Origin of the sequence: Nostoc sp. (genome assembly GCF_036917935.1) — a bacterium.
Classification (GTDB): Bacteria; Cyanobacteriota; Cyanobacteriia; order Cyanobacteriales; family Nostocaceae; genus Nostoc.
The window spans coordinates 52,554-65,336 of record NZ_JBALEL010000015.1 but is presented as its reverse complement, the minus strand read 5'-3'; the positions used below and the strand labels follow the sequence as shown (position 1 = coordinate 65,336).

Below are 12,783 nucleotides of genomic sequence, written 5' to 3'. Positions count from 1 at the left end.
GACCTGGATCTATGCGATCGCAACACCCAAATCTTGTCAGAACCGGAAGGTAGCAGCAACACGGGAGGCTTGTGGTAGGCGTAGTCTCCGGGTCGCCCTATTTTTAGGAGCGTTCAGCAACAATGCCTGGTTTTGGAGATATTGTTCAAAAAGCTTTTTACCTCGGAGTTGGATTAGCTTCTTACGCAGGTGAGAAAGCAGGGGGAAAATTAGCCCAAGTGCGATCGCAAGTCCAAAAACTGGCAGATGAAATGGTTGCAAAGGGCGAAATGAGTACAGAAGAAGCCCGCCGCTTCGTTGAAGATATGATGAAGCAAGCCCAACAGGCCCAACCATCTGGTGAAACCTCTGAGAAACCACCGTCTTCTGAACCTCGCCGCATTGAAATTTTAGAGGAAGATGAAGAGCCAACGGTGAAAGAGGTATCAAATGATGAGAATGTAGATAAATTACGCCAAGAAGTCTTAAACCTGCAAGACGAGTTAAAACGATTGCAACGCGATTAATAAAAAGCATTATTTGATCGAAATATCAGTAATAAGTGGCATTTTGACATCAAGTTCGGATAAAAACTTGATAAGATACATTGCCTAGTGTGTATTTTAGTGGTTCAAGCCAGATAACACAAAGCGTCCTGTTTATAGCCTGCAAAGGTGTCAAGTTTATGGAACAGTGGCAAAAAGATTTAGTAGAAATCGTTGAAACAGTAGCAGATGAAGTAGAGCGTTTCTTCCTGGGAATGAGTGAAGTGATAGACGCATTCTTTGAGCTAACGGAAGAAGTCACCGAGCAAGTACACAATAATATTGTCACAGAAGTCGATCAGTATCTACAGGATTTGGCTGAACCAATGTTAGAAGCTTACTGGGAACTGGAAGACATTGTAGCAGATGTAGATCCGGGTTTTCCTTATTCAGTTGAACCCACAGCCGAAAAAAATCCTGCCTGTATCGGTTGTACTCACTACCACGGTCAAGTTTATAGTGGTAATTTGTTAGTTTGTGCCATGCATCCCCACGGTTGTGAAGATGAGAATTGTCCAGATTGGGAGAAGGAACAGTATTGAGAAAGTTCTGAGTCATGTTAGCGGATAGCTAGGGTTTAGCCCGTCCTGAGTAAGGATTTATGATTTATTAGTCTGCCGATCTTCTCCTTTGCCCAAACTAGAAAATAATCATATTTAAGAACTTATGAGTAATTCCTCACCTGAAAGTGTATCCCAGGCAAGCCAAGAGATGAAGTATGGCGAACGCGACATTGCCGAAGGTAAACTAATTACCTTTCCGAATCCGCGTGTGGGCAGGCGATATGACATTAACATTACTTTGCCGGAATTTACTTGTAAATGTCCATTTTCCGGTTATCCTGACTTTGCGACAATTTATATTAGCTATGTGCCTGATGAGCGGGTAGTAGAATTGAAGGCACTCAAACTTTATATTAATAGTTATCGCGATCGCTATATTTCCCACGAAGAATCTGCCAATCAAATTTTAGATGATTTTGTGGCTGCTTGTGACCCGTTAGAAGTCACCGTGAAAGCAGATTTTACGCCTCGTGGGAACGTACATACCGTGGTTGAAGTGCGTCACCAAAAGTAATATCATCACTGATGAGCGCTGATGGGATTAATCGGCAATCTTCTTTGCCGCAGATTGCACTTGCAGCACAACTTTTTTAGACAAAGGAATATATCCAAGTTCCAAACTGGATTTTTGCCCGTCAATCACAGCCCAATCAACAAAGTTTTTCAGCGCTTGAGCTTTGACTCGGTTGGGATATTGGTGATAAGTTAAAAGCCAGCTGTAAGTGACGATAGGATAAGATTGGGCATTGGTAGGATCGGTAATAAAAGCAATTAAGTTATTGTCGGGTAATTTCACTGCTTCTAAAGTTTTAGCTACAGATTCTGGTGTCGGCGTAATATAGTTACCAGATTTATTTTCTAAAGCAGCCACAGGAAGTTCATTTTGTTTGGCGTAAATGTATTCTACATAGCCAATGGCTCCTGGTATTTGTTGAATCAGAGCGGTAACACCTTCGTTACCTTTTCCACCAATTCCCACTCGCCATGCTACAGATTTACCAGCCCCAACTTTGCTTTTCCATTCTGGACTTATGGTACTTAAGTGTTGCGTCAACACGCTTGTAGTTCCACTACCATCAGTTCGGTGTACAACCTGAATCGGTAAATCGGGTAAACTTACTCCTGGATTAGCTGCGGCTATTCTAGGATGATTCCAATTCGTAATTTTTCCGAGAAAGATATCTACGTAAACTTGGCGTGGTAGCCTGAGAGCAGTTGGCACATTGACTTGAGGCGACTGCTGTGCAACTTGTGTGAGGTTATAAGCCAGTACAATAGAACCGGCAGTTAGAGGTAAAGCGATGACTCCCCGTTTTATCTTGGCTGCTTGTTCATTTGTAATTCCCACATCACTAGCTGCAAAGTCTACAGTACCATCGATAAGCTGTTGCACTCCAGCACTGCTCCCTATAGCTTGATAGTTAATTTGGACATCAGGATTTTGCTGGTTATAATCTGAAAGCCAGCGCTCATACAAAGGTGCAGGAAAACTTGCTCCGGCACCTACAAGGGAAATATGTTTGATGTTTCGATTATTGGCGCTGCAAGAAGCGATATTTAATAAAACAGCGATTAAGGGTAGAAGGTAAACGCGTCCCTTAAATTGAAGTTGAGCAGACATAGAAATCTTTTGTTCCAATTTTTAATAAATACCTCTGGTAACTCTCAAATTTATATAGGAATCATATTTGATTTCTGAAAAAATCTCGGTAGCCTTGTAGTGAACTGTCATGGCTTTAATGTTGCAAAAAAATTGCTTTGTTGGGTGGAGGCTTGGCGTAACCCAACATCCTGATAATCAGTTGGGTTGCGCTTCGCTCCACCCAACCTACGTCTAATGCACTATTTTAGCCTAGAGGGTCTACTACCTGCATTTCAAAAATCAAATACTAGTCCTATAGCTATGTAGATGTAATATCATGTCCGGTTAATCAAGCTGAATAAAAAATGTTCTTTCGTAGTCAGGACTTTAGTCCTGGTTTTGGGGACTGAAATCCCCACTAGAAACTGCTTATGATGGGTGATTTGGCGGACATCATATAATTATTGTAAATAACTTTGAAATGCAAAGGAACGCAAAGTAATCCTTTGCGCCCTTGGAGCATTTAAACTTCAATCGCTGCCTCTTTATCCTCACCTTTTGGCTGTGAACTCAGCCGATCTAAAATCTCTAAAACCTCTTGTTCAAAAGCAACTTGGGCGCGATTAGTTTTGCCACCCACATACAAGCGATCGCCTTTTTGCAATGCCCATATTTGCGAGTGAGAAAAGTAACTCATCACTACACCCAGCATGAGTAAGCCAAACCCTGTGTAAACAATTGGTATGCCTGGATCGGCTTTAATTTGTAAGCCAGTACTGCCAATCACATCCAAAATTTTCAGCTTCACGCCATTCACTTCGGTGAACATCCCAGCGCGGACTGTATCAACGAGTTTACCAGTGGCATCATAAATTAATACCATCCCTTGTAAGTCTTTAGCTAACAGGGAGACACCCTCACTCAAATCGGGTTTAGTTGGCACCCACGTTCCCCAAATCCGTCCGTTACCGTTGGTGTTTAATTGCGCCATCGGTAACTGAAAAATCGGGCTGTTGTTAAATTGGACGCGAACACCTGCAATTCCCCAATCAGTTTGATAGAAAGTGATGCCATGATAGCGTAGAGGCTCGTTGACAAAAATCTTCTTGTGGTCAACTTCCTGTCCTTGATTATTCAAGACAGACATATCCGAATAAAATTGATCAATGCCGCCAGATGGTGTATAGTCAATCCAAAAACGATTGACTCGCACAGACCAATCTTTCGGAATTTTGGCAGCTAAAGGGCCAGCATCGACAATATTTGTCACTTGAAATGTATCGCCACTGGCAACCATTTCCTGAGCGAGAAACCCAGTCATCGCTCCCCAAATTCCCCCTAGTAAAATAGCGACGATGCCAATATGAACGATAATTGGCCCGATGCGTCCGACTATTCCCTTGCGGGCGTAAAGGAGATTTTCTTTTTCTTGATCTTGAAAAATTTTATAGCGGTGTTTCTGTAATATTTGGTTGAGAGAATTCAGGGAACCAGTATCTAGTTCTGCACTTAAAGCTAATTTTTGAAATTGCCGTGGTTCTTCGTAATATTTCCAGCGCTGGGCAGCTTTTAAGGCTGGTAACTGACGGGTAAATGAACAAGCAGTTAAGCTAGTACCAAATAAGATGAGTAATGCCAGAAACCACCAGGTACGATATACGTGGTCTAACCCAACTACTTGAATTACTTTCCAAGTTAGGAAACCAAATAAAGCTGGATGTTCTGGGTAGTTGGCTTGGTAAAATGCGGGTGACTGACCTTGCTCAATTACAGTACCGGTGGAGCTAAAGATTGCAATCAATAGCAGTAGTGCGATCGCTAGTCGTAAGTTGGTCAGTACAGGCAAAAGCTCTTGGCGTAAGAACTGCCCAGGTATCGCCCACCATTTTAATTCTTTGGACGCGGAATCTTCTAAAGTCATTAGGTGTAAAATATAACAAAGATATTGATATTAAAAACTACCGAGAGGAATCCGAGAAATTAAAGAAAACACACCAAATCCTACCAACAGCGCCCCACTAACTGGGTTAATCCAGCCAGACCAGCGACGCAATTCCAGTATTTTTTTAATTGAAGCTGTAAAAGTACCTGCCAAAATCAACGGTGCTACATAACCGGCTGTATAAGAAAGTAGCAAAACAGCGCCTAAAATTAAGTCTTGTGTATTGGCAATCCAACCTAGTAAGCTAGCTAAAACAGGCGTGCTACAAGGGGATGCCACTAAGCCGAAAGTCAGCCCCAGCAAATAAGAACGCAATCCTGCTGGTAAATCTGGCGAAATCCAATTCGTTTCACCCAAGGATGGAAATTGTAGAGGTAGTGCTTCTAATAAGTTCAGACCCATGAGAATGGCGATAATGCTGACGATAATCGGCAAACCAATTCCCACTTGACCGTAGACTTTTCCGATAAAACCTGCTAAAATACCTAGCCCTGCCAATGTAGTTGCTAAACCTAAAGCAAACCAAGTTGATTGGGCAGCTGCTTGCAAGCGGCTTTTGGCTTCATAACCGCCGATGTAACCAATGGTAATTGGCAGCATCGAAAGCATACAGGGTGTAAGACTGGTGAGCAAGCCAGCTGCAAAGATGATACCAATACTCGCCACGCTAAGGTGTGTCAGTTGGTTAGAAACGAGGCTGTTGGCAAATTGTTCTAATTGGTAAATTTGGGTTTGCAGGTTATCAAACATGGGGAGTCTCTGAGCGGGAAATGCTTACTCTGCTTGAATTGTAGCTTATTTTTGGCTTTTGAGTCAGCAGAAGTGATTATCCGAAGCTGATATCATCTAAATTTCATCTGCCCAAAGAAATGTATCTAAAATACAATTAAGCTCGGATTATCCCTGAAGAAGCACGGCTGGAGTATTTGGCATGATGATTGCATTACCCGGATTTAAAATTGTTACTTTGTTAAAAGCAGGGGTAAAAGCAGTCATATATCGTGGAATTAAGGTTAAAGATCAGTGTCCGGTAATTATCAAAGGGCTACATCCAGAACAGTGTACACCCAATAATATCGAACAACTCAAACATGAGTATGCGATCGCTCAAAGGTTAAACACCACAGCAGCAGTCAAAGTCTATGCCTTAGAGATGCATCAGGGAATCCCTTATTTAATTATGGAGGATTTTGAGGCGCGATCGCTCGATCAGTTTCTAGACCAATTTCAACAGCCTCTACCGTTTCTGAAGATTGCCATTGAAATCACCAGCAAACTTGCCCAAATCCACACTTGTAACATTGTCCACAAGGATATTAAGCCGCAAAATATCTTAGTTAACCTGGAAACTAATCAGGTTAAAATTGTCGATTTTGGAATTGCTGCCTTTATTCCATACCAGCAGCAAATAGTTAGCAGTTCCAGTCGCATTGAAGGCAGTCTACCTTATTTGTCACCTGAGCAAACCGGGCGGATGAATCGAGGAATTGACCATCGTAGTGATTTGTATTCACTGGGAGTCACCTTTTATGAGATGCTCACAGGTCAGCTACCATTTCAAGGCAAAGACCCTTTAGAGTGGGTGCATTGTCATATTGCCAAATCTCCGTTATATCCGAACAAGCTGAACTCTGATATTCCTCAAATGCTCTGTGAGATTATCATCAAATTGCTGTCGAAGGTTGCAGAACAAAGGTATCAGAGCGCTTTAGGTTTGCAATTTGATTTGGAACGATGCTTAAAGCAATTGGAGACAACCGGACAAATTCAATCCTTTGTTTTAGGTGAGGAAGATATCTCAGAGCGCTTTCAAATTCCTCAAAAATTGTATGGGCGAGAACCAGAAATTGCCAAGCTTCTACAAGCATTTGAGCGAGTTGTTAGTCAAGGTAAACCAGAAGTTGTCCTCGTTTCTGGCTATGCTGGCGTTGGTAAATCTTCGCTGGTGAAGGAGATTCACAAGTCCATTGTCAGAGAACGCGGGGTTTTTATCTCTGGTAAGTTTGATCAGTATAAACGAGATATTCCTTATTCCACCATTGTTCAAGCTTTTCAAACACTTGCTCGACAAATTTTAACTGAGCCAGAAAATCAACTTGCTACCTGCAAAAAGCGAATACAAGCAGCATTAGGGAACAATGGCAGACTAATCACAGATGTAATTCCAGAAGTTGAACTAATCGTTGGAGAACAGCCTTCTATCCCAGAGTTGGGGCCTGCCGAATCTCAAAACCGATTTAATTTGGTGTTTCAGAATTTCATCAATGTCTTTGCTCAAAAAGACCATCCACTCACTGTTTTTTTAGATGATATGCAGTGGGCAGATAGCGCTACTTTGAATTTGATTCAAACTATTATTACTGGCTCTAATATCCAGTATCTCTGCTTCATTTTGGCGTATCGAGATAACGAAATAGATGTTGTCCATCCCTTCAATTTGATGATGGAGGAGGTTCGCGAGTATGGAGCAAGAACTACTGAAATTTTGCTGACACCGTTGAATCTTGTCTATGTCAATCAGTTAATTGCTGATACCTTGCATAGTTCAGCAGAACAAGTAGAACCCCTCGCTCAATTGATTATCCAAAAAACTGACGGGAATCCTTTTTTTGTCAATGAATTTCTCAAAATACTGCATCAAGAAAATCTGCTAAATTTTCACCCCTTTACTTCCCCCCTTAGCAAGGTGGGAAGTAAAGGGGGATGGCAATGGAATCTAGCTGAGATTGAAGCTCAAGGTATTACAGATAATATTGTTAGTTTGATGATTGAGGGGATGCAAAAACTTCCACTTGCAACTCAAAAGGTGCTTAAGTTAGCCTCTTGCATCGGTAATCGCTTTGATTTAGAAGTTTTGGCACTTGTTGGTGAACAATCTATTGAAGAAACGGCAAATGCACTTATTGAAGCAATTTTAAGAGGATTAATTATTTCCATTGAGTCAGATGAAAGTGTTGATAAAAACTATCGTTTCTACCATGACCGAGTTCAACAAGCCGCATACTCCTTAATTGCCGATGAATCAAAGTCGGCTGTTCACCTGAAGATTGGGCAAATTTTGCTGAAGAATGCTAGTCATGAACAAGTGAATGAGCAAATTTTTAATTTAGTCAATCAGCTTAATCTCGCAGTGGATCTGATTATTGAACAAACAGAAAAAGATGAATTGGTACGATTGAATTTAATCGCTGGTAAAAAGGCAAAAGCTTCCACAGCCTACACTCCTGCGAAAAGATTTTTTAGCGTGGCGATGAATCTTTTGGCTGAAAATGCCTGGATTGAACAATATAAACAAACATTTACTTTATTTAGAGAACGGGCTGAGTGTGAATTCTTAACAGGAAATTTAGAGCAAGCGGAAGAATTATTTGAGCTACTATTGCTGAAAGCAGAATCTCATTTGGACGAATCTAATATTTATATGCTGCAAATCAGACTCTATCAAGTTGCAGGTAGGTATGAAGAGGCGCTGACATTGGGATTAGAAGCTTTAAAACTTTTTGGGGTAATATTTCCTGATTCAAATGAGCAAGTGCAAAGTGCGATAGCGAAGCGCAGCAGCGTTGGCGAAGCCTCTCGCAGAGAAGCGCTGATCGCAATTGAAAAAAACCAGGTATTAATAAATTTAGGTGATAGACAAGTCTCTGATTTAATTGATGCTCCGGTAATCGAAGATCCAAATATTAAGACACTGATTAGTCTGTTGACTACTTTGGGCCCACCGACTTATCTCGGTAGACCTGATCTCTTTCCCTTAGTCGTACTTAAAGCAGTTAACTACTCACTCAAGTTTGGTAATACAGAAGATTCCTGTTTTGCTTACAGCATGTACGCCATGTTGTTAGTTTCCATCTTCCATGATATTCCTACAGGCTACGCATTTTCCGAGATGACAATTCAATTAAATGAAAAGTTACATGACTTGAAACTTAGAGGAGTTGTTCTACACATTCATGGAAGTCATATTAACGTTTGGTGTAACCATATTGCCAGCAATATTCCCTTTTTAGAACGGGGATTTATCGGCTGTGTAGAAGCAGGTGATGTGACGATGGCAAACTATAACGGCTATCAAGCCTCCTGGCAAATTATCCAGTTAGGCTCTCCACTTGCAGATACATATAAATCTCTAGAAAAATATATTATCTTCGCCCGCCAGTCTAAACATGAGGCTGTCTATCAGACAATCAGATTACAGCAAATGCTACTGATGAATCTGCGTGGACTAACTCACCAAAATCTGACTCTAAGTGATGATAATTTTGATGAATCACGCGCATTGTCTGTGATTAGAGATGCAGGGTTTGTTAGTGGAATTATTTTTTATCACATTATCAAATTAATTATCTTTTTTACATATCGACAGTATACAGAGGCGCTTAATTCTGCCTTAAAATTATCAAAATTTCCAGTTGCAACATTAGCATTACCAATTGAAACAGATTACATTTTATATTACTCACTGACTCTAACGGCTCTTTATCTAACAGTATCTTCTCAAGAGCAAGAACAGTTTTTGCAAACCTTAGAATCCCATCAGCAGCAATTGCAATACTGGGCTAAACACTGCCCGGAAAATTTCTTACATAAGTCTCAATTAGTCGCTGCTGAAATAGCTCGGATTCAAGGTAGAGACTTGGAAGCAATGCGTTTGTATGAGCAATCAATTGCTTCAGCCCGTGAGCAGGGATTTGTACAATATGAAGCTTTGGCTAATGAGCTAGGTGGTAAGTTTTACTTGGAACGTGAGTTTGAATTAATTGCCAAAACCTACTTACAAGTAGCTAAAAATGCATATCTGCGCTGGGAGGCATTTGCTAAAGTCAAGCACCTGGAAGAATCCTATCCTCAGCTATTACCACAGCAACAGCTTGTCTCTAACGATACGTTTTTCAGCACAGGTGAACATCTAGACTTTCTATCGGTAGTTAAAGCCTCTCAAACCATAAGTAGTGAAATTGTTTTTTCGCGGTTGTTGAAAACATTAATGCAAATTGTCATTGAGCAAGCCGGAGCAGAAATCGGTTATTTGTTGCTTGAACACGATCAAAATTTGGTGATTGAAGTAGAAGCTAAGGTTAATCCCCAAGCAGAAAAGCTTAATGTTTTTCGACCTGTATTAGAGGGTGAAATTTCACAGGTTATTCCTAAATCAATGCTGAATTATGTCCAGCGAACTCAAAAAACAGTGATTTTGCAGAATGCCACCGAGGATAATCTATTTTCTCAAGACGAGTATGTAATTCAAAAGCAACCGAAATCTGTACTTTGTTTGCCGATCGCCCGTCAGTCGAAATTACTTGGTATTTTATATTTAGAAAATAATCTGCTCTCCAGCGCCTTTACACAGGAAAAACTTTCTGTACTGAAAATCTTGACAGTTCAAATTGCCATCTCTCTAGAAAATGCTCGTCTTTATCAAGGTTTAGAAAACAGCCAAGCACAACTTAATTTGGCGTTAAAATCTGCCAAAATCGGTGTTTGGAGTTGGGATATAACCAGCGATCGCTTTGACTGGGATGAGCAGATTTATCAACTATTTGGGTTGACACCTGAAACCTTTGCTGGGACTTCCGAAGCAATTTTAGCTCGTCTGCATCCAGATGATCGGGGATTGCTGGCTGAATCTTTGAGTCGAGCGATTAACGAAGGCGTGGAGCATAATTTAGAATATCGAATTATTCAAGATGACGGCAGTATCCGCCACGCATCCTGTCGGGGAAAAGCCTTTTTCAACGAAACTGGGAAAGCTACACACATGAGTGGTGTTGTGCTTGATATCACAGCTCGCAAACAATCTGAAGCCGAACGTATCCAACTGATTCAAGAGCAAACCGCCCGACAGGAAGCAGAAGCCGATCAAGAACGAGCAGCGTTTTTGGCTCAAGTCAGTGCAACCCTCGCCTCTTCCCTCGATTACGAAAGCACACTAGCAAGTGTGGCTAACCTGGTTGTGCCTTACTTCGCCGATTGGTGCGGCGTTGATCTTTTGCAAGACAACCAATCAATTAATCGGGTAGCAGTTGCTCACCGAGATCCAGAGAAAGTAAAACTCGGTTGGGAACTTCATCAGCATTATCCCAGAAAGTTGGATGAACCTGGAGGTGTGCCAAAAGTGCTGCGTACAGGACTTGCTGAAATGGTAACTGAAATTTCAGATGCAGCCCTAGCAGCAGCCATCCCAGATGCAGAACATCTGCGGATTCTGCGTGAACTTGGTTTAAAGTCCTGTATAATCTTGCCTTTGATGGCACGTGAAAGAATTTTTGGTGCAATTTCTTTTGCGATTGCTGAATCAAAACGTCATTACAGTACGGCTGACTTGTCATTAGCAGAAGATGTTGCCCATCAAGCAGCGATCGCCATCGATAATGCCCGCCTTTACCAAGAAGCACAGCAAGCACAGAAAACGGCAGAGCGAGCCTTAGAGCGCATTGCCCGTCTCCAATCCATTACGGCTGCCCTTTCAGAATCCCTGACACCTACCCAAGTATCTGAAGTGATTGTGGAGCAGAGTATGGCTGCTTTGGGAGCCAGTTGTGCCCTTGTTGCTTTGCTGAATGAAAGTAAAACTGAACTGGAAATTGTGCGTGCGGTTGGCTATAAGCAGGATTTTATCGACGTTTGGCGTAATTTTGCCATCGATTCACCCTCTCCCTTAGCAGAAGCTGTGCGAACTGGGAAACCTCTTTGGGCTGAACCAATACAAAATCGGGTAGCTCGTTATCCCCATTTAGCTGAAGCTTACGCCCAATATGACTTTGAAGCCTGGATTTCTATTCCATTGATGGTAGAAGGTTGGGCAGTTGGCGGTATAACTTTGGGATTTACCCAGCCTCAACAACTTAGTGGAGAAGATCAAGCATTTATCTTGGCTGTTGCTCAACAATGCGCCCAAGCGATCGCTCGCGCCCATCTCTATGAAGCCGAACGAATGGCACGAAGCGCTGCGGAATCCGCAAATCGCATCAAAGATGAATTTCTCGCTGTGCTATCCCATGAACTGAGAACACCGCTTAACCCGATTCTGGGTTGGGCAAAACTGATGCGGAGCCGCAAGCTTGATCAAGCAACAAGCGATCGCGCCCTAGAAACCATTGAGCGCAATGCCAAGTTGCAAACCCAATTAATTGAAGATTTGCTGGATGTTTCTCGCATCCTTCAGGGTAAACTTAACCTTAACTTCGACCGGATTAATTTGGTATCAGTGATTGAAGCTGCGATCGAGACAGTGCGTTTAGCGGCGGAGGCTAAGTCTATCCAGATTCAGACAATTCTTGAATCTGGTGTCGGGGAAGTTTTAGGCGATGCCAATCGATTGCAACAAGTCATTTGGAATATCTTTTCTAATGCCATTAAGTTTACTCCCATCGGTGGACAGGTAAAAATTAAATTAGAGCAAGTTGCCTCACAGGTACAAATCCGTGTAACTGACACAGGGAAGGGAATTGCACCTGAGTTCTTACCTTATGTATTTGATTATTTCCGTCAAGCAGATGGTGCGACAACTCGAAAATTTGGCGGTTTAGGTTTAGGATTAGCGATCGTTCGCCATCTTGTGGAACTTCACGGGGGAACTGTGCAAGCAGAAAGTCTGGGCGAAGGTAAAGGAGCAACTTTCACTGTCAGACTTCCATACTTACAGGATGAAAGCAAAAAAATCAAGGATGCAAAAGATAACTCCTCACTGGTGGCAGCTCAGTCTTCGCCGCTGTTTGGCTTGGAGATTCTGGTGGTGGATGATGATGCAGATATGCGAGAATTCTTGCCCTTCATGCTGGAGCAATATGGTGCAACTGTTACCGTTGCAGCCTCAGCGATTGAAGCTTTAACTGCATTGAGTCAATCCCAGCCAAATCTGATTATCAGCGATATTGGGATGCCAGAAATGGATGGCTATATGCTGATGCGACAGGTGAGAAGTTTGGAACCAGAGCAAGGGGGGAGAATTCCGGCGATCGCTTTAACTGCTTATGCTGGTGAGATGGATCATCAACAAGCGATCGCTGCTGGATTTCAACAGCATATTTCTAAGCCTGTAGATCCAGAGGAATTGGTAAAGGCGATCGTGTCATTGGTTCCCGATTTGGCATGATGGTGGAATATAGCAGGTTACAATTTTGGCAGAGTCAATTGCTTCACTCTAACCGATTAAAAGTCAATAAGGTTCAG

The 12,783-nt window shown here is 42.1% G+C and carries 7 protein-coding genes and 1 other RNA gene; 5 read left to right on the top strand and 3 right to left on the bottom strand.

Translation table 11 applies throughout. From position 1 onward, the window contains the following. The 4 genes from ffs (at position 1) to queF (ending at position 1,601) form a co-directional block, all read left to right on the top strand. Positions 1-97: signal recognition particle sRNA small type (gene ffs / locus V7K62_RS06965), an RNA gene on the top strand. A 25-nt stretch (positions 98-122) separates the two neighbouring features. Beyond that, positions 123-506, top strand: a complete 384-nt coding sequence (locus tag V7K62_RS06960) for a phasin family protein (RefSeq protein WP_334863017.1) — start codon at positions 123-125, stop codon at positions 504-506. A 158-nt stretch (positions 507-664) separates the two neighbouring features. Continuing rightward, positions 665-1,066 carry a hypothetical protein gene (locus tag V7K62_RS06955; RefSeq protein WP_334863015.1) on the top strand — a complete coding sequence of 134 codons (402 nt, stop codon included), beginning with the start codon at positions 665-667 and terminating at the stop codon, positions 1,064-1,066. A gap of 124 nt (positions 1,067-1,190) precedes the next feature. After that, a complete protein-coding gene (gene queF, locus V7K62_RS06950) occupies positions 1,191-1,601 on the top strand; it encodes a preQ(1) synthase (RefSeq protein WP_334863013.1) in 411 nt (136 codons plus the stop codon). A 27-nt stretch (positions 1,602-1,628) separates the two neighbouring features. Here queF and pstS read toward each other — a convergent pair whose 3' ends face one another. From pstS to V7K62_RS06935, 3 genes are all read right to left on the bottom strand, one after another. After that, positions 1,629-2,708 (bottom strand): phosphate ABC transporter substrate-binding protein PstS, encoded by a 1,080-nt coding sequence (gene pstS, locus V7K62_RS06945; RefSeq protein ID WP_334863011.1) that lies wholly within the window; start codon positions 2,706-2,708, stop codon positions 1,629-1,631. A 484-nt stretch (positions 2,709-3,192) separates the two neighbouring features. Next, entirely contained in the window at positions 3,193-4,590 is a 1,398-nt protein-coding gene (locus V7K62_RS06940) for a cytochrome c biogenesis protein (RefSeq protein WP_334863009.1), read from the bottom strand. Positions 4,591-4,620: 30 nt separating this feature from the next. Continuing rightward, on the bottom strand, positions 4,621-5,361 hold the full coding sequence (locus V7K62_RS06935) for a cytochrome c biogenesis protein CcdA (RefSeq protein WP_334863007.1): 741 nt from the start codon (positions 5,359-5,361) through the stop codon (positions 4,621-4,623). Positions 5,362-5,542: 181 nt separating this feature from the next. On the opposite strand from V7K62_RS06935, the gene V7K62_RS06930 reads away from it, so the two are divergent. After that, the gene (locus tag V7K62_RS06930) at positions 5,543-12,706 is read left to right on the top strand and encodes an AAA family ATPase (RefSeq protein WP_334863006.1); all 7,164 of its coding nucleotides are present in this window, start codon (positions 5,543-5,545) and stop codon (positions 12,704-12,706) included. Positions 12,707-12,783 lie beyond the last annotated feature (77 nt).